General features: G+C 62.8%; 28 protein-coding genes. 18 read left to right on the top strand and 10 right to left on the bottom strand.

Annotation, left to right across the window (positions count from 1 at the left end; translation table 11 throughout):
- Nucleotides 1-50: 50 nt before the first annotated feature.
- On the top strand, nucleotides 51-758 hold the full coding sequence (locus BLT09_RS21555) for a pyrimidine 5'-nucleotidase (RefSeq protein ID WP_091596395.1): 708 nt from the start codon (nucleotides 51-53) through the stop codon (nucleotides 756-758).
- A gap of 42 nt (nucleotides 759-800) precedes the next feature.
- Here the strand turns inward: BLT09_RS21555 and BLT09_RS21550 are convergent, their stop codons facing one another.
- Nucleotides 801-1,640 carry an LOG family protein gene (locus tag BLT09_RS21550; RefSeq protein WP_023801573.1) on the bottom strand — a complete coding sequence of 280 codons (840 nt, stop codon included), beginning with the start codon at nucleotides 1,638-1,640 and terminating at the stop codon, nucleotides 801-803.
- A gap of 143 nt (nucleotides 1,641-1,783) precedes the next feature.
- Here BLT09_RS21550 and dapD point away from each other — a divergent pair, with 143 nt between their 5' ends.
- From dapD to BLT09_RS21510, 8 genes are all read left to right on the top strand, one after another.
- Entirely contained in the window at nucleotides 1,784-2,638 is an 855-nt protein-coding gene (gene dapD, locus BLT09_RS21545; RefSeq protein ID WP_091596393.1) for a 2,3,4,5-tetrahydropyridine-2,6-dicarboxylate N-succinyltransferase, read from the top strand.
- A 27-nt stretch (nucleotides 2,639-2,665) separates the two neighbouring features.
- Entirely contained in the window at nucleotides 2,666-3,037 is a 372-nt protein-coding gene (locus BLT09_RS21540; protein WP_027152133.1) for a DUF805 domain-containing protein, read from the top strand.
- A gap of 21 nt (nucleotides 3,038-3,058) precedes the next feature.
- Nucleotides 3,059-3,781 carry a hypothetical protein gene (locus tag BLT09_RS21535; protein ID WP_091596390.1) on the top strand — a complete coding sequence of 241 codons (723 nt, stop codon included), beginning with the start codon at nucleotides 3,059-3,061 and terminating at the stop codon, nucleotides 3,779-3,781.
- Nucleotides 3,782-4,028: 247 nt separating this feature from the next.
- Entirely contained in the window at nucleotides 4,029-5,036 is a 1,008-nt protein-coding gene (locus BLT09_RS21530; RefSeq protein ID WP_091596387.1) for a GGDEF domain-containing protein, read from the top strand.
- A gap of 289 nt (nucleotides 5,037-5,325) precedes the next feature.
- Nucleotides 5,326-6,525: a succinyl-diaminopimelate desuccinylase gene (gene dapE / locus BLT09_RS21525; protein ID WP_091596385.1), complete on the top strand. Its 1,200-nt coding sequence runs from the start codon at nucleotides 5,326-5,328 to the stop codon at nucleotides 6,523-6,525.
- A gap of 2 nt (nucleotides 6,526-6,527) precedes the next feature.
- Entirely contained in the window at nucleotides 6,528-7,133 is a 606-nt protein-coding gene (locus tag BLT09_RS21520; protein WP_091596380.1) for a transporter, read from the top strand.
- An 86-nt stretch (nucleotides 7,134-7,219) separates the two neighbouring features.
- Nucleotides 7,220-7,501 carry a type II toxin-antitoxin system ParD family antitoxin gene (locus BLT09_RS21515; protein WP_091596376.1) on the top strand — a complete coding sequence of 94 codons (282 nt, stop codon included), beginning with the start codon at nucleotides 7,220-7,222 and terminating at the stop codon, nucleotides 7,499-7,501.
- Complete coding sequence (locus BLT09_RS21510; protein ID WP_091596373.1) at nucleotides 7,498-7,800, top strand: type II toxin-antitoxin system RelE/ParE family toxin; 303 nt, start codon at nucleotides 7,498-7,500, stop codon at nucleotides 7,798-7,800. The genes BLT09_RS21515 and BLT09_RS21510 overlap by 4 nt, the downstream gene beginning before the upstream one ends.
- A 32-nt stretch (nucleotides 7,801-7,832) precedes the next feature.
- Here the strand turns inward: BLT09_RS21510 and truA are convergent, their stop codons facing one another.
- The 5 genes from truA to def all read right to left on the bottom strand — a co-directional run bounded on the left by truA (nucleotide 7,833) and on the right by def (nucleotide 11,027).
- Nucleotides 7,833-8,591, bottom strand: a complete 759-nt coding sequence (gene truA, locus BLT09_RS21505) for a tRNA pseudouridine(38-40) synthase TruA (RefSeq protein ID WP_091596370.1) — start codon at nucleotides 8,589-8,591, stop codon at nucleotides 7,833-7,835.
- A gap of 17 nt (nucleotides 8,592-8,608) precedes the next feature.
- Entirely contained in the window at nucleotides 8,609-9,118 is a 510-nt protein-coding gene (locus BLT09_RS21500; RefSeq protein WP_091596368.1) for a GNAT family N-acetyltransferase, read from the bottom strand.
- Nucleotides 9,115-10,050, bottom strand: a complete 936-nt coding sequence (gene fmt, locus BLT09_RS21495) for a methionyl-tRNA formyltransferase (RefSeq protein ID WP_091596365.1) — start codon at nucleotides 10,048-10,050, stop codon at nucleotides 9,115-9,117. The genes BLT09_RS21500 and fmt overlap by 4 nt, the downstream gene beginning before the upstream one ends.
- Nucleotides 10,051-10,081: 31 nt before the next feature.
- Nucleotides 10,082-10,387, bottom strand: a complete 306-nt coding sequence (locus BLT09_RS21490; protein ID WP_167366491.1) for a plasmid stabilization protein — start codon at nucleotides 10,385-10,387, stop codon at nucleotides 10,082-10,084.
- A 94-nt stretch (nucleotides 10,388-10,481) separates the two neighbouring features.
- The gene (gene def / locus BLT09_RS21485) at nucleotides 10,482-11,027 is read right to left on the bottom strand and encodes a peptide deformylase (protein WP_091596359.1); all 546 of its coding nucleotides are present in this window, start codon (nucleotides 11,025-11,027) and stop codon (nucleotides 10,482-10,484) included.
- Nucleotides 11,028-11,132: 105 nt separating this feature from the next.
- On the opposite strand from def, the gene BLT09_RS21480 reads away from it, so the two are divergent.
- Nucleotides 11,133-12,392 (top strand): DNA recombination protein RmuC, encoded by a 1,260-nt coding sequence (locus BLT09_RS21480; protein ID WP_091596535.1) that lies wholly within the window; start codon nucleotides 11,133-11,135, stop codon nucleotides 12,390-12,392.
- A 4-nt stretch (nucleotides 12,393-12,396) separates the two neighbouring features.
- On the opposite strand, the gene BLT09_RS21475 is transcribed toward BLT09_RS21480, so the two are convergent.
- Nucleotides 12,397-12,801, bottom strand: a complete 405-nt coding sequence (locus BLT09_RS21475; protein WP_091596532.1) for a GFA family protein — start codon at nucleotides 12,799-12,801, stop codon at nucleotides 12,397-12,399.
- A 102-nt stretch (nucleotides 12,802-12,903) separates the two neighbouring features.
- A complete protein-coding gene (locus BLT09_RS21470) occupies nucleotides 12,904-13,734 on the bottom strand; it encodes a transglutaminase-like domain-containing protein (RefSeq protein ID WP_091596357.1) in 831 nt (276 codons plus the stop codon).
- 211 nt (nucleotides 13,735-13,945) lie between these two features.
- On the opposite strand from BLT09_RS21470, the gene BLT09_RS35535 reads away from it, so the two are divergent.
- Together BLT09_RS35535 and sugE are read left to right on the top strand one after the other, a co-directional pair.
- On the top strand, nucleotides 13,946-14,071 hold the full coding sequence (locus BLT09_RS35535) for a hypothetical protein (RefSeq protein ID WP_023801558.1): 126 nt from the start codon (nucleotides 13,946-13,948) through the stop codon (nucleotides 14,069-14,071).
- Nucleotides 14,072-14,249: 178 nt separating this feature from the next.
- Nucleotides 14,250-14,564, top strand: a complete 315-nt coding sequence (gene sugE, locus BLT09_RS21460) for a quaternary ammonium compound efflux SMR transporter SugE (protein WP_091596354.1) — start codon at nucleotides 14,250-14,252, stop codon at nucleotides 14,562-14,564.
- 185 nt (nucleotides 14,565-14,749) lie between these two features.
- Here the strand turns inward: sugE and BLT09_RS21455 are convergent, their stop codons facing one another.
- Nucleotides 14,750-15,178: a DUF6481 family protein gene (locus BLT09_RS21455; RefSeq protein WP_091596351.1), complete on the bottom strand. Its 429-nt coding sequence runs from the start codon at nucleotides 15,176-15,178 to the stop codon at nucleotides 14,750-14,752.
- A gap of 244 nt (nucleotides 15,179-15,422) precedes the next feature.
- Between BLT09_RS21455 and BLT09_RS21450 the strand changes: the two genes are divergently transcribed.
- From BLT09_RS21450 to BLT09_RS21440, 3 genes are all read left to right on the top strand, one after another.
- A complete protein-coding gene (locus BLT09_RS21450; RefSeq protein ID WP_091596529.1) occupies nucleotides 15,423-16,484 on the top strand; it encodes an LLM class flavin-dependent oxidoreductase in 1,062 nt (353 codons plus the stop codon).
- A gap of 214 nt (nucleotides 16,485-16,698) precedes the next feature.
- Nucleotides 16,699-17,862, top strand: a complete 1,164-nt coding sequence (locus BLT09_RS21445; protein WP_091596348.1) for an AI-2E family transporter — start codon at nucleotides 16,699-16,701, stop codon at nucleotides 17,860-17,862.
- 161 nt (nucleotides 17,863-18,023) lie between these two features.
- Nucleotides 18,024-19,025 (top strand): LLM class flavin-dependent oxidoreductase, encoded by a 1,002-nt coding sequence (locus BLT09_RS21440; protein WP_091596346.1) that lies wholly within the window; start codon nucleotides 18,024-18,026, stop codon nucleotides 19,023-19,025.
- Nucleotides 19,026-19,051: 26 nt separating this feature from the next.
- On the opposite strand, the gene BLT09_RS21435 is transcribed toward BLT09_RS21440, so the two are convergent.
- The gene (locus tag BLT09_RS21435) at nucleotides 19,052-20,083 is read right to left on the bottom strand and encodes a LacI family DNA-binding transcriptional regulator (protein ID WP_091596526.1); all 1,032 of its coding nucleotides are present in this window, start codon (nucleotides 20,081-20,083) and stop codon (nucleotides 19,052-19,054) included.
- A 219-nt stretch (nucleotides 20,084-20,302) separates the two neighbouring features.
- On the opposite strand from BLT09_RS21435, the gene BLT09_RS21430 reads away from it, so the two are divergent.
- From BLT09_RS21430 to BLT09_RS21420, 3 genes are read left to right on the top strand one after another with little or no spacing between them, the layout of a single operon-like run.
- Nucleotides 20,303-21,889, top strand: a complete 1,587-nt coding sequence (locus tag BLT09_RS21430; RefSeq protein WP_091596523.1) for a sugar ABC transporter ATP-binding protein — start codon at nucleotides 20,303-20,305, stop codon at nucleotides 21,887-21,889.
- A complete protein-coding gene (locus BLT09_RS21425; protein WP_091596344.1) occupies nucleotides 21,886-23,202 on the top strand; it encodes an ABC transporter permease in 1,317 nt (438 codons plus the stop codon). The genes BLT09_RS21430 and BLT09_RS21425 overlap by 4 nt, the downstream gene beginning before the upstream one ends.
- Complete coding sequence (locus BLT09_RS21420; protein WP_091596342.1) at nucleotides 23,199-24,167, top strand: substrate-binding domain-containing protein; 969 nt, start codon at nucleotides 23,199-23,201, stop codon at nucleotides 24,165-24,167. Before BLT09_RS21425 ends, BLT09_RS21420 begins: the two co-directional genes overlap by 4 nt.
- Nucleotides 24,168-24,183 lie beyond the last annotated feature (16 nt).

Raw genomic sequence — 24,183 nt, 5'->3', positions numbered from 1 at the left:
TGTGGATAAAGCCTCTGCCAAAAGCATTGTTTCGTGCCATAAGGGGTTGCATGACCACGCTCCCGGATCCCGCCCGCTTTGCCCATGTCACCGACTGGGTGTTCGACCTCGACAACACCCTCTATCCGCACCATTCGAACCTGTTCTCGCAGATCGATGTAAAGATGACCGCCTATGTCGGAGAACTGCTGACGCTGCCACGCGACGATGCCCGCAAGCTGCAGAAGGAACTGTACCGGGAATATGGCACGACGCTGAACGGTCTGATGGCGCGCCACGGCATCGATCCCGACGACTTTCTCGAGAAGGTCCATGACATCGACTATTCCTGGCTGGTTCCCGATCCCGTTCTCGGCACCGCCATCCGCCAGCTTCCCGGCCGCAAGTTCATCTTCACCAATGGCGACCGCAGGCATGCCGAACGCACCGCGCGCCAACTCGGCATCCTCGATCATTTCGACGACATCTTCGATATCGTCGCTGCCGGGCTGAACCCCAAGCCGGCCCGCCAGACCTACGAGAAGTTCGCGGAACTCCACGCGGTCACCGGCCACAATGCGGTGATGTTCGAGGATCTGGCCCGCAACCTGTCCGTGCCGAAATCGCTGGGCATCACCACGGTGCTGGTCGTGCCGCGCAACTTCGAGCCGACCTTCTCGGAAATCTGGGAACGTGACCCGGGCCACGAGGACGATGTGGATTTCGTCACCGACGATCTTGCCGAATTCCTCACCGCGATCGTCGACATCACCGCCTGAGCCGTTGCTTCGTAAAGCCGGATCGATACCGCAGCCCGCGGCCTAAAGCTGATAGAAGCGGCTGATGATCCCCCAGGCTTCGTCGGCGGTGTCGACGAAATCGATGATGTCCTGGTCGCCAGGGGTGATCGTGCCTTGCTCGGCGAGGAAATCGAGATCGATCGCCCGTTTCCAGAAAGCCTTGCCGAACAGGATCACCGGCACGCGCTCCATGCGGCCGGTCTGGATCAGGGTCAGCGTCTCGAAGAATTCGTCCATCGTGCCGAAGCCGCCGGGAAACACCGCGACAGCCTTGGCGCGCATGACGAAATGCATCTTGCGGACCGCGAAATAGTGGAAGTTGAAACAGAGCTCCGGCGTCACATAGGCATTCGGCGCCTGCTCGTGCGGCAACACGATGTTGAGGCCGATCGACGGGGCGCCGACATCGTCGGCGCCGCGGTTGCCGGCTTCCATCACGCCGGGTCCGCCGCCTGTCACCACGACGAATTCGCGATAATAGGAGGTGGCCGACTGCTGCGAGCAGAGCCGGGCGAATTTTCGCGCTTCCTCGTAATATTTGCTGTTTTTCTCGAGGTTTTCCTTCTGCGTCTCGTTCTTGGCCGCCCAGGCTTCACCGCCCGGCTCGGGTATGCGCGCCCCACCGAACAGGATGACGGTCGAGCCGATGCCGCGCTCGGCCAGGATCATCTCCGGCTTTAACAGTTCGAGCTGCAGCCTGACCGCGCGCAATTCGCGCCGTGTCATGAAGTCGGGATCGTTCCACGCCAACCGGTAGGTCTCGGCACGCGTCTGCGGCGTGTCCGGCACGCTTTTCGACCGCTCCAGATCCTCGTCCGAATGCGGCAGCGGCGTCCACCCCGCCTTTTCCATAGGAGTCATATTACCTACCCGTCCAATTATTCAGTTGCGCCGTCCCGCGACGCAGCCGCGATTGACCCTCACCAAGCCTTCACATAGGGTCCGGCGACTTTCAAAACAGGTTAAGGTGCGGCCCCTTAACAGCTTGGTAATGGAGCGAATTCATGTCAAAGCCCGATCTGGCGAGCCTCGAAAAGACCATCGAAACCGCCTTCGAGGAACGCGAGACGATTTCGACGGCAACCCGCGGCGCAGCGCGCGACGCCATCCAGGCGGCGCTCGACCTGCTCGACCGGGGTGTTGTCCGCGTTGCCGAGCGCCAGGCCGACGGCAAATGGCATGTCAACCAGTGGCTGAAGAAAGCGGTGCTGCTGTCGTTCCGACTCAACCCGATGGAGATCATCAAGGGTGGTCCGGGCCAGGCCGTGTGGTGGGACAAGGTGCCGTCGAAATTCGACGGCTGGAGCGCCATCGACTTCGAGAAGGCAGGTTTCCGTGCCGTGCCGTCATCGATCGTGCGGCGCTCCGCCTACGTCGCGCCAGGTGCCGTGCTGATGCCGTCCTTCGTCAATGTCGGCGCCTATGTCGACAGCGGCACCATGGTCGACACATGGGCCTCGGTCGGCTCCTGTGCCCAGATCGGCAAGAATGTGCATCTGTCGGGCGGCGTCGGCATCGGCGGCGTGCTGGAGCCGATGCAGGCCGGCCCGACCATCATCGAGGACAACTGCTTCATCGGCGCACGCTCCGAAGTGGTTGAAGGGTGCGTCGTGCGCGAAGGCTCGGTACTCGGCATGGGCGTCTTCATCGGCCAGTCGACCAAGATCGTCGACCGTGCCACCGGCGAGGTTTTCTACGGCGAAGTGCCAGCCAATTCCGTCGTTGTCGCCGGCTCGATGCCCGGCAAGCCTTTGCCCAATGGCGAGCCCGGTCCGAGCCTCTACTGCGCCGTCATCGTCAAGCGGGTCGATGCCAGGACCCGTTCCAAAACCTCGATCAATGAACTGCTTCGCGATTGATCTTTTCAAAAAAACGGACCTACCCGCTTGCTCGACAGACCTCGATTTCTATGGCTTTTCTTCAGCCTTTCCGGGCGAGTGAACCCCAGCGCCTATGTTTTGGCGGGTCTTTTGCCGCTCCTCACTCAGCTTTTCCTGCTCTACCAGTTCTCGCGAACGCCGCTGGGCACTGCTGCAAGTCAGTACTGGGCGCTCGCCTGGTGGATCGCTGTGGTCGTCTCGACATGGTCGACCTTTGCGCTAACGGCGAAGCGGTTCCATGATTTCGGCAAGCCTACCTACTACGCATTGATCTCTCTCATCGTCGGCGCCATTCTCCTTGTCATTCTGGCTTTTTTCAAAAGTGATCCCGGACCCAACCGCTACGGCAAACGCACCAATGCGCCGGCCGAATCCTGAGCGCCGGGCGGGTCTCTAGCCATGCGCTACCGCACGCTTGATGCGAAACTGATCATCGAAACTGCCGAGCGACTGGAAAAACGCATCGCCGAGCGGTTTCCCGATACCGGCTTGCGTGGCGTCGCCATAGAACTTGTGTCGCTGTCGCGTGATCTGGCCAAGGCGGCGAAGGCGCTGGAAGCGCCGATCTGGTGGCTGCGCGGCGTCGTCATCGTCACCATTGCCGCCGGCGCGCTGATGTTCCTGTTCGTCGGCACCATCCTTCCGCTCGGCCGCATCTCGGGAACCCACGACGCCATCCAGTCGGTGCAAGGCATCGAATCCTTGATCAACATGATCATCCTCGCGATGCTCGGCTTCCTGGCCTTGATCCGGACCGAGGAGCGCATCAAGCGCAAGCAGGTGTTTCGCAAGCTTCATGGCTTGCGATCGCTGATCCATGTCATCGACATGCATCAGCTGACCAAGGATCCGGCAGCGCTTTCAACCGATTTCAAGCCGACATCGCATTCACCGGCACGCATAACCGACCGTGCCGATCTCGCACGCTACCTCGACTATTGCTCCGAAATGCTGTCGATCACCGGCAAGATCGCCGCGCTGTTCGCGCAATCGGTCAACGACGATGTGGTCGTCGATGGCGTCAACGACATCGAGTCGCTGGGCTCCAATCTGTCGCGAAAGATCTGGCAAAAGATCACGCTGATCGACGGTCCATTGCGATCGGCTCGTCCAATTACCTAAGCTAATCTTAATCACCTTGGTCCAGCATGCCCTGTGAACACTGTGTCGACCGGCACGGAGCACTCGACTGGCACACGACGAACCCCTGGCCAACCCGAAAACGCGCGGAAAGCGAAGCGCCGGCGCGCGGCTGTTCGCCTGGTTTTCTTCACCGATCAGAGCGGAACCGGAAGCTGTCCGCGCGCGGCTTCTCGACACCACTTTCGAGCGCAAATTCGCTGTCCTGTTCGGCACCATCAGTGTCCTGGTGCTGGCAGTCGGCGCCGCGGTCGTCACCGGCGACCGGTGGCCCTACGCCTGGATGGCGGCCGACCTCACTCTGTTTGCCGTGCGCTTCCTGCTGATGCGGGAATGTGAGCGGACCCGCAAGCGCGGGGGAACGGGGCCGCTGGCGGGCCTCATGGCCGCCGGTGGGTCATGGTCGTTGATTTTCGGCCTCGGCTGCTATGGCTGCGTCGTCAGCGGGGATATGGCGCTTGCCGTGCTGGCTGCCTTGAACGTTGCAGGCGTCGTCGGCGTGGTGTCGTCGCGCAACGCAGCGACCCCGCGCTACGCCATATTCGTCATGCTGGCCGTAAGCCTGCCTTTCCTGGTTGGCGCGCTGTTATCTCCGGCGCCCGGAATGTCGATCGTCGGATTTCAAGTGCCTTTCTATGTGGCCGGCGTCATCATCGTGCTGCTTCAAAATCATGCGATCAACGCCCGCATGATCCGCGCCGAACTGGACAATCGCGATCTGGCGATCAAGGACGCGCTGACCGGCCTGCCCAACCGCATCTTCCTTCAGGAGAAACTGCGCGGCATGTGCAGCGAGCTTGCGGCGCCGGCGGCAAACGGCGGCAGGCCGTTTGCCGTTCTCAGCATGGACCTCGACGGCTTCAAACACGTCAATGACCGCTTCGGCCACGCGGTCGGCGACATGCTGCTGCGCAAGGTGGCCGAACGATTGAAGCGCGCTTTCCGACCGGGGGATGTGGTCTTTCGCATCGGCGGTGACGAATTCGTGATCCTGCTGCCCGACACATCCGAGATCGAAGCCACCATGCTGGCAAAGCGCGCCATTGAGAAGATTTCGGTACCTTTCGACCTTGGCGTGGGCACCGCAATACGCATCGGGTTGAGCATTGGAAGTGCCTTCGCGCCTGCCGACGGCCGCGAGCCGGAACTTCTTCTCACCTGCTCCGATCACGCGCTCTATGAAGCCAAACGCACCGGAAAGGGCCGTTACCGGGCGCACGTGCGGGCCGCGAACTGACCACAGCGATTATTGGGCCTTTGTCGCTCAGTCCATGCAATATCCCGTATCCCGCCTAAGTGCGTCGCGTCTGAAGCGACTCCTGCGACGCACTTTTAAGCCTTTGTTTGTTTTATGCGCATTTGCCCAAAACCGCTGCGCCCGCACGGGTCAAGCCCGAGGCCATGCCTTTTGGGCGACATGCATCAGGCCTGCGACAATACGCCATGAAAACCATAGTGTCGGCGGGATGGCTGTCCCTTATGTCTGGCCGTGACAGGCCTTGCGCTTTCGACTAACGCTCTTGCCCATGACGTTGCCGACCGATCCCGCTGGAAATCTCGCCGCCCTCATCCGCTGCCCCTCCGTGACACCCATCGAGGGCGGGGCACTGAGCACGCTGGAAACAATGCTGAAACCACTCGGCTTTTCCGTCGAGCGCCCGGTGTTCTCGGAGGACGGCACGCCCGATATCGAAAATCTCTATGCGCGGCGCTCCGGCAACGGTCCGCACCTGATGTTCGCAGGGCATACCGACGTGGTGCCGGTCGGCGACGAGACCTCATGGACGCATCCGCCTTTCGCTGCCGAGATCGCCAAGGGCGAGATGTTCGGTCGCGGTGCCGTCGACATGAAGGGGGGCATCGCCTGTTTCATCGCCGCCGTGGCGCGCCATCTCGATTCGAAAGGCGGCCTGAAAGGCTCGGTCTCGCTGCTGATCACCGGCGACGAAGAAGGGCCGGCCATCAACGGCACGACAAAGCTGCTCGAATGGGCGGTCGCCAAGGGCGAAAAATGGGATGCGTCGATCGTCGGCGAGCCGACCAATCCCGATGCGCTGGGCGACATGATCAAGATCGGCCGGCGCGGCTCTTTGTCCGGCAGCATCATCGTCAACGGCCGCCAAGGCCACGCCGCCTACCCGCAGCTTGCCGACAATCCGGTGCGCGGCCTGATGACGCTGGTCGACGCCTTGCTGCAGCCAGTCTTCGACAAGGGCACCAAGGACTTCCAGCCGACCAATCTGGAGGTGACCTCGATCGACGTCGGCAATCCGGCCACCAATGTTATTCCGGCAAAGGCGACCGCCACCTTCAACATCCGCTTCAACGACACATGGACCGCCGAGACCATCCAGGCGGAAATCCACAACCGTCTCGACAAGGCGGCGAAGCGAAAGAAATACCGGGCCGGCAAGACGATGCCGGTCGATTACGAACTCGCCTGGCGCGACCGGCCGAGCCACGTCTTCCTCACCCGCGACGAGCGGCTGATCGAAGCACTGAGCGGTTCGGTCAAGGCGGTGATCGGCAGGAAGCCGGCGCTTTCCACCTCCGGCGGCACCTCCGACGCACGCTTCATCAAGGATTATTGTCCGGTGGTCGAGTTCGGGCTGGTCGGCAAGACCATGCACATGGTCGATGAACGCGTCGCACTTGCCGACCTCGAGACGCTGACGCAGATCTATCAGCGCTTCATCGAAGACTGGTTCGAGCAAGGCGCATCGTAATCATGCTTTCGTCGGATGAAACCTATGCTTCGCTCAACGGCGCCTGGCGACTGATGCTCGGCAAGGCCGATGGGCTGCGCCAGTTCGACCTTTCGGCCGACGGTTTCTGGAATTCCTTCTTCGCCATCGTCGTCGCGGCACCGGCGCTGATCGTCGGTTGGGTCGGCCTCGCCAACGAGATCGGCGATCCGAATGCATTCGCCGGACGCTTCAGCATGCTGATCCGTCTGGCGACAGTCGACATCGGCGTCTGGGTGTTGCCGCTTGTCGGCCTTGCCCTCGTCGCGCCGCGCGCCGGCATCGGCGGGCGCTTCGTCCACTATGTCGTCGCCAGCAACTGGGCGTCGGCGATCATCGCCTGGATGATGCTGCCAGCGGCGTTGATCAGGCTTTTCCTGCCGTCCACCAACGAGTTCGCCGTACTGGCGTCGCTGCTTTTGTTCGCGCTGTCGATGATCCTGACCTGGCGGATGACAAACGTCGCCATCGGCAGGGGCGCGGCTGTCGGCAGCGCTGTCTTCGCCGGAATGTTCGTGGCGTCGCTGGTCGTTCTGTTCGTGCTGCAGGCGCTGCTAGGCATCGCTGCGCCGAGCGGAACCGGGACTTGAGGCATCTAAGTGAATTTATTCGAATTCCTGGTGCGGTTTCGCGACGGGTATGATAATATCACACTGATTCCCTCACAGGAGGAATAATGTCCGCCACTGAAAAACGCACTTTCAGCTTACCGGCCGAGCAAGCCGCCTTTATCGATCGGCTCGTTCAGTCAGGGACCTATGCAACCAGCAGCGAAGTCATCCGCGCTGGGCTTCGCGCCTTGCAAGAGCGCGACGCCGCCGTGGAGCGTTGGCTGCGCGAGGAAGTAGCGCCGACCTATGACGCCTGGAAGGCAGACCCTGATAGTGGTATTTCGCCAGAGGAGATGGCCGAACGGGCGCGCAAACGTCACAGGGCCCGCTTGCAGGGAAATGCGTGAAGCGTCGAGCTGTTATTTATGCGCTGGAGGCAGGCGGCGATCTCGATCGAATTTACGACATCATTGCGGAAGCCAGCAGTGCCATCACGGCCGATCGTTATGACCAGCGTATCCGAGCATTCTGCGAACGCCTCGAATACGCCTCCGAACGAGGCACACGCCGCGACGATGTGCGTCAGGAGCTTCGCATCATCGGATTCGAACGCCGCGTCACCATCGCCTTCATTGTAGAGTCCGAGCGCGTGGTGATTTTGCGCGTGTTCTACGGCGGGGCCGATTGGCAGGACGACCTGGCCTAGGTGACGCTGGCTGATCGGCACATCTAGCCGCGTCATCCGGACGCCTTCGGATAATCTACCCCAACGAGAAAAAGCCCATCGGGCGGCGCCACCTGGCCACAGGCTGCACGGTCGCGCGCGTCGAGCGCCGCTTTCAGGTCGGCAATTGTCCAGCCGCCTTCACCGACGCGCTTCAGCGAGCCGACCATCGAGCGCACCTGATTGTGCAGGAACGAGCGCGCCGAGGCTCGCACTTCGATCATGTCACCCAGCCGACTGACATCCAGCCGGTCGAGCGTCCGGATCGGGTTGTCGGCCTGGCACTGGGTCGAGCGGAACGTGGTGAAATCATGTCGCCCCAGCAGCACCTTTGCCGCTTCGTGCATGGCCTCGGCGTCGAGCCGCTTCGGCACCCACCAGATCTTGCCCTTGTCGAGCGCCGCCGGCGCGCGCCGGTTGACGATGCGGTAGAGATAGTGGCGGCCGATCGCCGAGAAACGCGCATCGAAGCTATCCGGCACCACAGCCGCCTTGAGGATGGCGATGCGCGCCTTGGCCGTCTGCAGGTGGGCGTTGACGGCATCGCGCACCTTGTCATCAGGCCACGCCCTGACGAGATCGACATGCGCCACCTGACCGGTCGCATGGACGCCGGCATCGGTGCGGCCGGCGCCCCGCAGCGAGACCTGTTCGCCGCAGAATTTCTCGATCGCCTGTTCGATCGCCTGCTGCACCGAAGGCTGGTCTGCCTGGCGCTGCCAGCCGGCATAGAGGCTGCCGTCATATTCGATGTCGAGGCGAAAACGCGGCATTCCTAAGAAGGATGAGGTTAGGCGGCGAGCGCGGTGCCGAAAGCCGAAGCGTAGACCAGCTTGCCGGTCTCAGGCGCTTCGCCCCAGACCAGCGCCTGCAGCGCTTCGCCCTGGAACTCGCTTTCGAATTTTTCGGCGCGCGCGTGACTGTAGCCGAAGCGGCCATAATATGCGGGATCGCCAAGCACCACCGCCAGCACCTCGCCGGCATCCTTCAGGCGGATATGCGCCTCGCGGACCAGCGCACCGCCGATGCCGGTGCCATGGAATGACGGTTCGACCGCCAGAGGCGCCAGCGCCACCGCCGGAAAGCTCTTGCCGCCGTTCTGCACGTAAAGCCGCGAAAACAGAATATGGCCGACCACCTGTCCATCTTCTTCCGCCACCAGTTCGACGACGGCATCGCCGCCGCTGACCAGCGCGTCGACCAGGCCGGCCTCCGCCTGCTGGCCGAATGCGTGTTCCTCGACCAGGCGGATCGCCTCGCGGTCCCGCGGCGTTGCCGTGCGTATCGACATCATGCTCATGAGAATTTCGTTCCTTTTTCGAGCTTGGCCCCGCGCAGAAACTCCTGCGCGGCAATGGGCCTTCCGCCCGCACGTTGAACTTCGACCAACCTGATCGCGCCTGACCCGCAGGCGACCGTCAGCCGGTCGTCGAGAATTCCTCCCGGCTCGCCGGCGCCTTGCGAAAGCGTCGAGCGAAGCAGTTTCAGCCGCTCCAGGCGGCCGCCAATTTCGATCTCGCACCATGCGCCGGGAAAGGGCGACAGGCCGCGAATATGATCGTGGACTTCGCCAGCAGGCCGCGTCCAGTCCACGCGCGTCTCCGCTTTATCGATCTTTTTGGCATAGGTCACCCCCTCCGTCGCCTGTGCGGTAAAAGTCAGGGCATCCCGTTCCAGACGAGCCAGCGCTTCCGCCATCAGCGCGGCGCCAATGTGCATCAGCCGATCATGCAGTTCGCCGGCCGTCATATTGGGGCCGATGGCGCATTTTTCGGCCATCGCCACCGGGCCGGTGTCCAGGCCCTCTTCCATCCGCATCACCATCATGCCTGTCTCGGTATCGCCGGCCATGATGGCGCGCTGGATAGGGGCGGCGCCGCGCCAGCGTGGCAACAGCGACGCGTGACCATTGAGGCAGCCGAGCCGCGGCGCCTCGAGAATGGGTTTGGGCAACAGCAATCCATAGGCGACGACGACGGCGACATCGGCCCGCAAGGCGCGGAACGCCTGCTGCTCGGTCTCGTTCTTCAGCGACACCGGCGTCCGCACCTCGAGGCCCAGCCGCTCGGCCTCGCGCTGCACCGGCGACGGCGTCAGTTCCAGCCCGCGGCGACCGGCGGCGCGCGGCGGCTGAGTGTAGACGGCTCCAATCTCATGTCCGGCATCCGCGACCGCCCGCAGCGTCGGCACCGAGAATTCGGGCGTACCCATGAAGATGACGCGCAAGGGCATTTTTGTTCCGGGTCCGGTCTTCGTCTGGCCGTTAAGTCGGCTCAGTCAAAGTCGCGAACTTTGCGGGTCGGCGACCGAAGTCGCGTTTCCTTTCTGCTTCGATTTCGTTCATGATCTTGGCGAATTCATCGCCAATTGCGTTTTCAGCAGCGAAAGTCGCGCGAATAGCGTCCCATGCCGAAAGACCCGGCTCCAGCCTGGCTTGCCTTTCGGCGACCATGCCTTCGCGCAGAAGAGCTATCGCCTTGCCCGACAGGCTCTGGCCGCTCTTACGCGCCGCCTGCTCGATTTCCCGCTTCAAGGGTTCGGGAATATTTCTGATCAGCATGTCGCTCATCGGCGTCTCCATTTCCTGATCTGGAACAGGGCAGAGGGGCGCTGTCCCGCCAACATCTTCGAAAGGTTCAGCATCAAACTGCGCGAGTATCGCCCTATCCCACTAACCTGCCCGGCGCCTTGCTGCCTGATGGTTTGTCCCTCGCGAGCTTCTTGAACTTCTTCACCACCATGTCGCGCTTCAGCTTCGAGATGTGGTCGATGAACAGAACGCCGTTGAGATGGTCGATTTCGTGCTGCAGGCAAGTCGCCATCAGCCCTTCGGCCTCGATCTCCTGCAGCTTGCCGTCGCGATCGAGATATTTCACCCGCACGGCGGCAGGGCGCTCGACCTCGGCATAGTAATCCGGGATCGACAGGCACCCCTCCTCGTAGACCGAGCGCTGATCGGCGCTCTCAAGAATCTCGGGATTGATGAAGACATGCGGCGCCGGCGGCTCGTCTTCCTTGGCGAGGTCGATCACCAGCATGCGCAGCGGTTCGCCGATCTGGATCGCCGCCAGACCAATGCCCGGCGCATCATACATCGTGTCCAGCATATCGTCGGCCAGTTTGCGCAAGACGCCGTCGACGCGCTCGACCGGTTTCGAAACCTGGCGCAGGACGGGATCGGGAAGGATGATGAGCGGCTTGATCGACATGGCGTCTCACCTAAGACCTCGCACGAAAAGCGTCAACCGGGGCATTTGCAGCGGCGTTCACGTTTTGATCTGTGTCGTCAGGCCGAATCATCTATGCTGTGCGATATGAACGACCTGATCACCATCCTGTCCGAACCGATCGCCCGGCTCGGCGCCACCACGATCACGCTCGGCCACGCGCTGGCATTCGGCGCGGTCCTGTTCCTGGGCCTGTTCGTGGCGCTCGTCGTCGCGCTCTGGCGCTCGGCCAAGGCGCGTGCGGTGGCTGCCGCGGAAGCCGCCGACCACGCCCGCGACGCCGAGGCGCGGATGGCCGGCATCCTGGCAAGCCAGGCCGAGATGCAGGGCCGCATGGGCGCCATCGCCGAAGTGTTCGGGGCGCGTCAGGCCGAACTCACGCAGTCGATCGGCCAGCGTCTCGACGCGATGACCGGCCGTCTCGGCCAGACCATGACCGAGCAGACGAAATCGACGCATGAAAGCCTCGCCAAACTGCAGGAGCGGCTGGCGGTCATCGATACAGCGCAAGGCAACATCCAGTCGCTCGCCAGCCAGGTCGTGCAACTTCAGGCAATCCTCTCCAACAAGCAGACGCGCGGCGCCTTCGGCCAGTCGCGCATGGAGGCGATCGTCGCCGATGGCCTGCCGCACGGCGCCTATGAATTCCAGGCGACCCTGTCGAACGGCAACCGGCCCGACTGCCTGGTGAAGATGCCGAACGGAGCGCCTGCACTTGCCATCGACGCCAAGTTTCCGCTGGAAGCGTGGAATGCCATCCGTGCCGCCGAAGGCGCCGATTTGCAGAAGGTCGCCGCACAGGCGTTCCGGCGCGATATCGAGGTGCATGTCCGCGATATTTCCGACAAATACCTGATCCAGGGCGAGACGCAGGACACCGCCTTCATGTTCGTGCCGTCGGAATCGGTATTCGCCGAGATCCACGAGAATTTCGAGGGGATTGTCCACAAGGCGCACCGCGCCCGCATCGTCATCGTCTCGCCGTCGCTCCTGATGCTGTCGATCCAGGTCATCCAGGCGATTCTCAAGGACGCCCGCATGCGCGAGCAGGCGCATCTGATCCAGGGCGAAGTCATCCGACTGATGGAGGATGTCTCGCGCCTCGACGAGCGGGTGCGCAAGCTGCAGAGCCATTTCGGTCAGTCGGCCAAGGATATCGACGATATTCTCGTCTCGACGTCGAAGGTGACCAAGCGCGGCCAGAAGATCGAGGCGCTGGAGTTCGGCGCGCAGCCGGCGGAAGGCGACGCCGGATCGGGGGCCAGCGCGAAGACCGAAGCGGGTGCGCGCGTCGCCGATTCCAAGACCGGCCAGCTGCGGCTAAGGGTCGTCGAAGGCGACGACTGAGAGGCTACTGCTCCTCCACAATCATCGTGCCTTCGAACTCCGGCAGCCAAGGCAGCGCCGAGCGGTGCCAGATCTGTTTTCTCGGGATCAGTTGTTCGCGCTGCCGCGCCGTGCCGACCCTGATGCCATAGACTTTCGGCCCGTCGCCAACCGACGTGGCATAGAGGTGCGTACCGCACTCGCCGCAAAAGGCCTGGGCGCGCCTGGCGCCGCTCGCTGCGGTCTTGATGTAGATCTTCGGCGTGCCCTTGGTGATCCGGTAGCGCTCCTCCGGCGCCGGCACGGTCACCCGAAACGCTGTTCCGGTCAGCTGCTGGCAATCGATGCAGTGACAAATACTGGTCTTGTCCGGATCGACCTCCGCCTCGTAAGTGATGGCGCCGCAATGGCACCCGCCGTCGATTTTCATCTTTGCTCCTCCCTTCAGCCGCGCCTCGACGCGTTGGAGCTTAACGGCGCACCGGCCGAAGCTCCACACAGGCATTCACAACGCGGCAAACCATCCGCTGGTTCAAGGCTGCTGCGCCGACGCCTCTTCGATGACTTCTTCCGTCCAGACCTTGAAACCGGCCAGCATACCCGGCCCGAAAATATGGGTCAGCGGCACATCGGCCGCGTCGCGGCCGGAGGCGATCAGGATGCGGCCGATGCGCGGCGCATTGTTGCGCGGATCGAAGGCATGCCAGCGGCCGCCGAGATAGACCTCCATCCAGGCGGCGAAGTCCATGTCCGACCAAGGTTTCGGCAGGCCGATGTCGCTGATGTAGCCGGTGCAATAGCGCGTCGGGATGTTCAAGGCGCGGCAGAAGGCGACGGCGAGATGGGCAAAGTCGCGGCAGACGCCGCTTTGCTCACGATAGGCCTCTGCTGCCGTGCGCGTCGGCCGCGCGTTGCCGTAGTTGAAGATGATGTGGTTGTGGACGAAATCGCAGACCGCCTGCACGCGTGGAATACCGAGCGGTGAGTGGCCGAACAGCCGCCACGCCTCGTTCGCCAGCACGTCGCTCTCGCAATAGCGGCTCGGCAGCAGGAACAGCAGCGTCTCCGACGGCAGGTCGCGCACCTCGTGCTGCCACGCCATCAGATCGCCCATCTCAAAACTTCCGGGATCGCGGATCACCGCGTCCGTGCCGAAGGTGAAGCGACCGGGCGGGGCGACAAGGCGGTTGCACCAATTGCCGAAACTGTCGCGGTAGCTCTCGATCGGCACCGGTGGATTCGAAGTCAGGAAATCCGGCCGCTCGAGATCGGACGCGCGGGAATAGTGAACGTTGAGCATCGCGATCAGCGGCGTTTCCTGCGGAAAGTCGAAGCTCATCTCGCAGCCGATATGGATTCGCATTGTCGTCCTGACCGTCCTGCCGGATCACCACCCGGCGAAGGCACGGGCCGTTGCTGCAGTGCAAAAAAGATCATCGCACGAACCAGCGCGGTTTACGAGCGAATTAGAAACGGTTGACAGCCGACGGCTGGCGCCGGCGCCAGATTATGCCTCTTGCGGTCGGGCGTTTCTCTTGGTTCATTTCGCTTGCCACAATTGGAGGAAACGAATCATGGCTAAAGGTGCGATGAAGGCGGGCAAGGAAGCCCGCAAGCCGAAGAAGGACGCGAAGAAACCTGCCGCTGCCCCGACCCTGAAAGCGCCGCCCGTCAAGGCGACCAAACTCAAGGACAAGTAAGCCTCGGCGTTTCGGCGCAGTCATGACCGACGGCATTCCAGGACCATCGACATTCAGCGACTGGTCCTGAAGTGCTGTCGGCGCTGCTGTTGATTGGCATTTCTAAATCAATGCCGCGAAGACGACTTCGCGCTTTCCGAAAAGACCGGGACGACCCGCAGTCCAATGGAGCGTTCCGATGTCGTGGATTCTTCTCTTCTTCGCTGGCCTGTTCGAGATCGGCTGGGCGATCGGCCTCAAATACACTGACGGTTTTTCGAAGCCGCTTCCGACCGTCCTGACGGTTGCCTCGATGGTCGTCAGTCTCGCCTTGCTCGGCCTGGCGCTAAAGACGCTGCCGGTCGGCACGGCTTACGCGGTGTGGACCGGCATCGGCACCGTCGGCACGGCGCTGCTTGGCATCTGGCTGCTCGGTGAGCCTGCGACCGCGATCAGGCTGGCCTGCATCGCACTCATCGTCTGCGGCATCATGGGATTGAAACTCGCGGCGTAAAGCGCGTGCGTCTGAAGGGACTCATGCGACGCGCTTTACGCTCTTTTTTATGCATGTCGTCGTCCCAAAACCGCTGCGCACTTTTGGGCGACATGCATTAGTTTTGCTGCAAGGCAGCAGCACAAACGCCTTCAGGGCCGCTGCAAGGCGGCCCTGAATTTGATTGGTGAATCGCGCTTGGAGCGCTAGCGAGCGGAAAAGCCCGGAGGCGTCCTGCCGGTGCGCTGCTTGCGCGCCGCATAGCGCGCGTCGCGCTTGGCTTTGCGCTCGGCCTCGTCGGCAAGCAAACGAGCGATGCGCTCGTTCTCTTCGGCTTCCCGGATCTTAGCTTCCGCCTGCGCCGCTTCTTCCGCAGCAATCCGCGCGGCTTCGGCAGCAGCTTCGCGCTCGGCCTTTTCGGCCGCTTCGCGCGCCAGCTTCTCCTGCTTCAGCCTGGCCTTTTCGGCCTCGCGTATCGCACGGGCTTCGAGGATCGCCTTGCGTTCGGCCTGTCGTGCCAGCACCGCTGGATCGTCCGCTGCCGGCTTTGCATTGAAGCGCTCGAGAAGCGCCTTCTTTGCCTCGTTTGCGGCATTGCGCCGCTCGAAAACGTCTTTTTCCCTATAGATAGCCAAGTCCACTTCCCTGGAGTCAATTTGCGAGGCTTACATACGCGTGAAAACCCAGAGTTCAAGCGCCAAAACGGTATGCCAGCCATGAAATTCTGAGCTGTTGCAGCCGGGAGACGCCTTTTCGGCTGAATTCGGCTGAAACGGACATGCACTGTTCACCATCCGACCCTCTGGCGGCGCGGCGGACTGGTCGCTACCTGTAGCGCGAAAAACAAAACACCAGAACAAAACACCGGGATGACAGATGATGGAACTCGGTCTCTACACCTTCGCCGACGTCAGCCCGGAATCAGGCCCAGGCACCATCGGTGCGCATGAGCGGCTGCGCAACCTGATGGAGGAGATCGAGCTGGCCGACCAGGTCGGCCTCGACGTGTTTGGGTTGGGCGAGCATCACCGTCCCGATTATGCGGCTTCAGCGCCGATCGTAGCCTTGGCCGCAGCCGCCGAACGCACCCGGCGCATAAAGCTGACCAGCGCGGTCACTGTGCTATCCTCCGACGACCCGGTCCGTGTCTTCCAGCAGTTTGCAACGCTCGACCTTCTATCCAGCGGCCGGGCCGAGATCATGGCTGGGCGCGGCTCGTTCATCGAATCCTTTCCGCTGTTCGGCTACAATCTTGAGGACTATGACGAGCTCTTTGCCGAAAAGCTCGATCTGCTGCTTGCCGTCCGCGATCATGTCAAGGTGAGCTGGTCGGGCAGGCTGCGCGCTGCGATCAACGATCGCGGCGTCTACCCCCGCCCGTTCCAGGACAGCTTGCCGATCTGGATCGCGATCGGCGGCACGCCGCAATCCGCCGCGCGGGCCGGTGCGCTCGGCCTGCCGCTGGCGCTGGCCATCATCGGCGGCGAGCCGGCGCGGTTCGCGCCGCTGTTCGATATTTACAGGGAAGCGGCCAAGCGGGCTGGCAACGATCCGGCTGGTCTGGCCACCAGCCTCAACGTGCACGGCTTCATTGCCGCGACCACCGACCAGGCGGCCGAGGATTTTTATGGGCCGCAGGCCGAGGTGATGAACCGCATCGGCCGCGAGCGCGGCTGGGGTCCGACGTCGAGAGCACATTTCGACCAGTCGCGCGGCCCGAACGGCGCGCTGTTCGTCGGCAACCCCGAACAGGTGGCCGAAAAGATCGTTGCCCAGCACAGGATATTCGGCAACGACCGCTTCCTGCTGCAAATGGCGATCGGCACCATGGCGCACGCCAAGACCATGAAGGCGATCGAACTCTACGGCACCAAGGTGGCACCGATCGTGCGCAAGGAAACGGCGAAGGCGATCCCCGCCGTTGCCGCGCCGGCCGCCTGACTCGCCGGCCAGGTAGGGCCTAAGGTCATCGTCAGCGCCGGCTAACGCATCGGCCGAAAATCGGAATCGATTTTCGGGCCGATGGTAAATTCAAAGCGTTAGAGCGTACTTTGAGCGTCCAGGTGGACGCACGTCGCTCCAACGGAACCTTGAAGCCGCAAAGGCGTTTCCGCCAACAGCGTACACCAATCTCAGTGTGCCGCCGAGGGCCAGAATGAAAGCCGAACCCGCCGCTTCGGGCGCTGCCGAGAGCCCCGATCCGCGCGTCGAGGCGCGTGCGGAGATGCACCTGATACGTTCGCTGCTCGTCGGCATCTTCATCCTTATGGCGATCTACGCGCTATCCTTCGCCCGTGCCTTCTTCATGCCGGTCATCCTGGCTTTCCTGCTGGCGCTGACGCTGACGCCGATCGTCCGCTTCCTGCGCAAACACGGCATGCCCGATGTGATATCGGCGACACTGCTGGTGGTGCTGTCGGTCAGCATCCTTGCCGTGGCCGGCTATCTGCTCAGCGGCCCGGTCATCGACCTCATCAACAACACCTCGGTGATTGGCCAGCAGCTGACCGAACGTCTCGCGCAACTGCGGCGTCCTTTCGAAAGGATCATGGAGATTTCGCGGCAGATAGAGGGATTGACGCAGACCTCCCAAGGGCCGGGCGTCCAGAGGGTAGCCATGGCGCAATCGGGCATCCTCTCGCAAGCCGCCGGCAATTTGCTGTCGGCGGGCACCAGCCTCATCATCGTCTTCGTCCTGTCGCTGTTCCTGCTCGCCTCCGGCACGATGTTTTATGAGAAGATCGTCGAATCCTTCCCCAGTCTCAGCGAAAAGAAGCGGGCACTGCGCGTCGTCTATGACGTCGAACGTGAAATCTCGCACTATCTGCTTACCGTCGCCGTCATCAATACATGCCTGGGCGTGATCATCGGACTCGGCCTCTGGGCACTCGGCATGCCCAACCCGCAGGTCTGGGGCGCAGCAGCGGCTCTGCTCAATTTCCTGCCCTATATCGGGGCGCTGATTACCATCACGCTGGTCACGATCATCGCGCTGATCAGCTTCGACAGCATCTCCTACGCGCTGCTGGCGCCGGCCTTCGTGCTGTTGTGCGATACCGTCGAAGGCCAATTCGTGACGCCGACGGTGGTCGGCCGCCGCCTAGAGATCAATGCCGTGGCGATCCTCATCGCCATTGCCTTCTGGTCCTGGTTGTGGGGTCTCGTCGGCGCGCTGATGGCGGTGCCGCTGCTGGTCGTCATCAAAGTGTTCTGCGACCATTTCGACGGCCTCAGCCATGTCGGCAATTTCCTGGCGGCGCAACATACGGCGGTTGAGGACGAAGAGATTTCAGAAACCGACACGGCTGCGGGCGTATGATCCGAGAAGCGGGATAAGCTGCGGCAGGGAACCGTGGATTGTAAAATCCAGAGCGCCCCTTTTTGCTTGGGTGGACTCATGGGCGTCAGTTCAATTTTTTGAATTTGCGGCCATCGCGGTCGGTTCCTACATCCCTCCCGTCCACAGGATCCTCGCCGCCCATGACCGCTCTTTCCGTTCTCGACCTGTCGCCGGTCGTCGAAGGCAGCAACGCTTCGCAATCGCTCGCCAATTCGCTCGATCTCGCCCGCCATGCCGAGCGGCTGGGATACAGGCGCTATTGGCTGGCCGAGCATCACAATATGCCGGGCATCGCCAGCGCCGCCACCTCCGTCGTCATTGCCCATGTCGCCGGCAGCACCACAACGATACGCGTCGGCGCCGGCGGCATCATGCTGCCGAACCATTCGCCGCTGGTCATCGCCGAGCAGTTCGGCACGCTTAACGCGTTGCACCCGGGCCGCATCGATCTCGGCCTCGGCCGAGCGCCGGGCACCGACATGGGCACGGCGCGTGCGCTGCGCCGCAACCTCGAGGCCGGCGCCGACAGTTTTCCGCAGGATGTCGTCGAACTGATGGGCTATTTCCAGCCGGCCGAAGACGGTCAGCGTATCCGCGCCGTGCCCGGCGAGGGCGAGCAGGTGCCGATCTGGATTTTGGGCTCGAGCTTCTATGGCGCGCAGCTCGCAGCCATGCTCGGCCTGCCCTACGCCTTCGCCTCGCATTTCGCGCCGGCCGAACTCGACCACGCGCTGGAGATCTATCGCTCGCGCTTCCAGCCGTCGAAACAGCTCGACAAGCCCTATGTCATGCTCGGCCTCAACGTGTTCGCTGCACCCTCCGACGCCGAGGCGCGGCTGTTGTTCACCTCGCTGCAGCAGGCCTTCGTCAATCTGCGCACAGGCCGGCCCGGCCGCTTGCCGCCGCCGGTCGACGGATATGAGCGCGACCTCGACCCGATGGCCAAAACCATGCTCGACCAGGCGCTGTCCTGCGCCGTCGTCGGCGCCCCGGAAACGGTCAGGCAAGGCATCGAAGCGTTCGTGCAGCGCACCGGCGCCGACGAGTTGATGGTTACCGCGCAGATTTTCGACCACGCAGCGCGGGTGCGATCCTTCGAGATCCTGGCCGACGTCCACAAATCGCTGTCGGAAGCTGCCTGACTTTTTTGCGAGGCTGCGAAGGCGCGTTAGGCGCTGACGCTTTGTGCGATCGCCCCCAGCGGCGCGCCAAGGGGCCGGCATGAATTGCGGATCATCAGGCGTCCCTTGAGCGTCAGCTTGCGCGGCGGCGCGTCCCTGTTTCCGGCGAGCCGGTCGAGCAGCAGATTGGCCGCCTGCTCACCGATCGCCTTGACCGGTTGTGCGACCGTGGTCAGTTGCGGCTGGAACACGTCCGACCACGGAAAATCGTCGAAGCAGGCAACCGAAATGTCCTCGGGGCAGGACAGCCCGATATCGCGGATCGCCTTCATGGTGCCGATCACCATCGGGTTGTTGGCCGAGAAGATCGCGCTCGGGCGGTCGTGCAGCGAAAGCAGCTGCATCGTCGCGTTGTAGCCGTCGACTTCATGGAAATTGCCGAAGCGGACAAGCTCGCTCTCGACCGGCAGGCCGGCAGCCTGGAGCGCCTCGCGATATCCCGTCATGCGGTCATGCATGGGCGAGATGTCGAACGATCCGGAGATGTAGCCGATCCGCCGGTGGCCGAGATCGATCAGATGGGTGATGGCGTCGAACACCGCGCGCTGGTTGTCGAGAACGACTGCGTCGGTATCGACGCCTTCGCAAACACGGTCGAGCAGCACCACCGGCACGTTGGCGTCGTCGACAATTCTCTTCAGGATCGCGCCGTCGCCGACGCGGGCAACGATCAGTCCGTCGACCATTCGGTCGAGCAGCAGCCTGATCTGGTCGTCCTGCGTGTTCAGGTCCTCGTCCGTGCAGCACAGCATGACCGCATAGCCGGCGCGGTCGAATGCCTGCTGGATGACCGAAACGACATCGGTGAAGAACGGATTGGTGATGTGGGGAACGGTCAGCCCGATGGTGCGGGTCGTGCCCATCTTCAGGCTGCGGGCGATCGCGTTGCGTTTGTAGCCGATGTCGCGGATCGCCTGTTCGATGCGCTGGCTGAGCCCGGGACTGACGGTCGCGGTGCCGTTGATCAGCGCCGAGACGGTGGCAACCGAAACACGCGCCGCTTCAGCCACGTGCAGCATGGTCGGGGCCGTGGACTTTCGCTGCTTTTTTCGCCCTGACGCCATCATTTTCGAAACGTTTCATCGCCCTCTGGCTGCAATACCTAAGGAATCCTGCGGATTTGTGCAAGAATTGAAATGCATCAATCCCGCTGCATCAGATGGCGACTTGACATGTTCGAAACGTTTAGATTAGCGTTTGAGATGTTCGACGACAACGGAAGGGAGGCCGTTCTTGTCATGGAGCATGGCAATTCCATCACGTCCGGAGATGATGCGGCCGCCGGCCGCTCGGCTGTCGTTCTGAGCGCCGAGCACATCTCCAAGACCTTCGGTGGCATCGCCGCACTTGTCGATGTCGGCTTCGAGCTGCGGCGCGGCGAGATCCATGCGCTGATGGGGGAAAACGGCGCCGGCAAGTCGACGCTGATGAAAATCCTCTCCGGCATCTATACGGATTACGACGGAACGGTGAACGTCGATGCCCATCCGGTCCGTTTCGCCGGGGTGCGCGACGCCGAGCATGCCGGCATCGCCATCATCCACCAGGAGCTCAATCTCGTTCCCGAACTCAGCGTTGCCGATAATATCTTCCTCGGGCGCGAGAAGCTGATCGCCGGACTTATCGTCGACCGCAAGGCAAGCAGCCATGCCGCAGGCGCCCTGCTGCAGAGGCTCGGCATCGAGCTCAACCCGGATGCGCGGGTCGGCAGCCTGCGTGTCGGCGAGCAGCAGCTGGTCGAGATCGCCAAGGCATTGTCGATGTCGGCGCGCATCCTGATCATGGACGAGCCGACCTCCGCGCTTTCGCCGGCCGAATGCCAGAGGCTGTTCCGGATCATCCGCCAGCTCGCCGACAACGGCGTGGCGATCGTCTACATCTCGCACCGCATCGACGAGGTCATGCATCTGGCCAGCCGAGTCACCGTGTTTCGCGATGGACGCCGCGTGCTGACCGAGGCGATGGCAAAGCTCGACGAAGATACCATCATATCGGCGATGGTCGGGCGCAACCTGCTTGCCTCTTCCCAGGAAGAGCGTGATCCCAGCGGCAAGGTCGTTCTCTCCGTAGGCGGCCTATCGCTGTCGAAACCAGACCGCCACGGCTGGCGCACCGCGCTCGACGGCGTCGCCTTCGATCTTGCCGAAGGCGAAATTCTGGGGATAGGCGGACTGCTCGGCTCGGGACGCACCGAAATCCTGGAGACCATCTTCGGCTCCAGCGGCGGCCGCGCCGGCGGCGAAATCCGGCTCGACGGCGAGCCGGTGGAAATCCGTTCGCCGCGCGACGCCCGCCGGCTCGGCATCGCCCTGGTGACGGAGGACCGCAAGACGCAGGGCCTGCATCTTCAGGCGTCGATCACCGACAATGTCGCGCTGCCGCTGGTCGGCACGCTGGCGCGGTTCGGGCTTCGCTCGCGGGCCGCCGAGCAAGGTCTGGCGCGGCAGGCGGTCAAGGCGCTCGGCATTCGCTGCGGGACCATCGAGCAGCCGGCCGGCACCCTGTCCGGCGGCAACCAGCAGAAGGTCGTCATCGGCAAGTGGCTGGCGACGCGGCCGCGGGTGCTGCTGCTGGACGAGCCGACACGCGGCATCGATGTCGGCGCCAAGCGGGAGATCTACGACCTGATCTTCAAGCTGGCGCGAGACGGGCTCGCCATCGCCGTCATCAGCTCGGAATTGCCGGAGCTGCTGCTTCTTTCCGATCGCATCCTGGTCATGGCCGATGGTCGCCAGACGGGGATCCTGTCGCGCGCGCAAGCCAGCGAGGAGGCCATCATGCGGCTCGCGGCGCCACGCCGGACCATGACGAGACCCGCAGCATGAGCATCTTGAACATCCTGTCGCGGACGAAGCTCTATTGGGGCCTGATCGCCATCTTCCTGATCGGCGTGCTGGGCTCGCCGATCAGCTCCAAGGGCAACAACATCTTCCTGTCCTACGGCAACCTGCTCGATGTGCTGCGCCAAGTGTCGACCACCGGCCTGATCGCCACCGGCATGACGGCGGTGATCATCACCGGCGGCATCGACCTTTCCGTTGGCTCGCTGATGGCGATATGCACCGTGGTCTGCGCCATGCTGCTGACGGTTCCGGGCGTCACGCCGGCGGTGGTGCTGGGGGTGCCGACAGTTGCCGTGGTCGCCCTTTGCCTCGGCATTCTGGTCACCCGCTTCATCTTCCTGAACATCGAAAAATCGCGCGCCGGCCCGCAGGCCACCCACGCCGTCAGGCTGGACAGCGTTCGTGGGCTGGTCACGCCCGGCATCGTCGGGGTGATCCTCTGCAGTCTGGTGCTGTGGTACCTGCTGCCGCAGGTCGGCTCGAAATTCGGCGTGGTCGGCGTGTTGCTGGTGGCGCCTTGCGTCGGCCTGCTGTTCGGCGCGCTCAACGGCTTCATCATCGTTGCCGGGCGGCTGCAGCCTTTCATCGTCACGCTGGCGATGATGGTGACGGCGCTCGGCATCGCCCGGCTGACCGCCGGCCAGAACAATGCGGTGCTGCCGGTCTACACCGGGTCGAACGCCACCGCCGATTTCGAGATGCTGCGCTCGCTGGTGTTCGGCGTGATCCCGATGCCGGGCCTGTTCTTCCTCGGAGCGATCCTCATCTACGGCGCGGTGCTGCGCTTCACCCCGTTCGGGCGCTATGTCTACGCCATCGGCGGCAACGAAGAGGCGGCGCGGCTGTCCGGCATCGCCGCCGGCCGCGTCAAGATCGCCACCTACGCCGTGTCCGGGCTGCTGGCCGGCGTGGCGGCGGTGCTCTATGTCGCGCAATACAGGCAAGGCAAGCCGGATGCCGGCGCCGGGCTAGAGCTCGATGCCATCGCCGCCGTGGTCATCGGCGGCACCAGCCTGATGGGCGGGCGCGGCAGCCTGATCGGCACATTCTGCGGCGTGCTGATCTTCGGGCTGCTCTCGAACATCCTGCAATTGCACAACATCAATTCGAACCTTCAGCTCGTGCTGAAGGGGATGATCATCATCGGCACCGTGCTCGTCCAGGAGCGCAATGCCTTTGATCTTCTCTACTATCTGCGCCTGCCTGGTGGAAAAGCGGCGCACAAGGAAACGACCGCAGCAAAGCGGCCGTCAAAAGAGACCCCGTCTCTAAATCTTGGAGGAAACAAGAAATGAAACGACGTGAATTGCTGAAGCTTGCCGCTGTCGCCGCGGCGCTGCTGACCACGACCGCCCTTCTGACCAGCGGCAACGCCTACGCGCAGGACAAGAAGTGGAAGATCGGCTTCTCGCAGGTGACGACCATCGAGCCGTGGCGCGCCCAGTTCAACAAGGACATCCTGGCTGAGGCCGCCAAGCATCCGGAAGTCGAGCTGATCGTCACCGACGGCGAGGACAAGACGGAAAAGCAGGTCGCCGATGTCGAGAACCTGATCCGCCAGGAAGTCGACGCGCTGCTGGTGTCACCGAAGGAATCCGCCGGGTTGACCGGTGTCGTGCAGCAGGCGATCGACGCCAAGATCCCGGTCTTCGTCCTCGACCGCAATGTCGAGACCAAGGACTACACGCAGTTCGTCGGCGGCGACAACAAGCTGATCGGGCGGGCTGCCGGTGAATACGCCGTCGAATTGCTCGGCGGCAAGGGCAAGGCATCAGGCAATGTCGTCGAGATCTGGGGCGGTATGGGCACCCAGCCGGCACATGACCGCCATGACGGCTTCCATGAATTCACCGACAAGGAGCCGGGCATAAAATATTTGCTCGACCAACAGTCGGGCGACTGGAAGCAGGACCAGGCCTACAACATCATGGCCACGGCACTGCGCAACAACGAGAAGATCGACCTCGTCTATGGTCACAACGATCCGATGGCCTACGGCGCCTATCTTGCCGCCAAGGATGTCGGCCGCGAGAAGGACATCAAGTTCATCGGCATCGACGGCCTGCCCAATGAAGGCGTGCAGCTTGTTGCCAATGGTGAGCTGACGGCGACGTTCACCTATGTGACGCCGGGCGCCGAAGGGCTGCGGCAGGCGATCAAGTTCCTGAACGGCGAGAAGGTCGAAAAGACCATCACGCTGCCGACGCAGAAGATCACCAAGGAAAATGCCGCCCAAATCCTGAAGGAGCACGGGCTCTGAGGCGAAGTCGTCGATG

This window comes from Mesorhizobium muleiense (genome assembly GCF_900099905.1).
GTDB lineage: Bacteria > Pseudomonadota > Alphaproteobacteria > Rhizobiales > Rhizobiaceae > Mesorhizobium > Mesorhizobium muleiense.
Note: the sequence above shows the minus strand (reverse complement) of the source record. Positions and strands in the feature narration are given on the sequence as shown.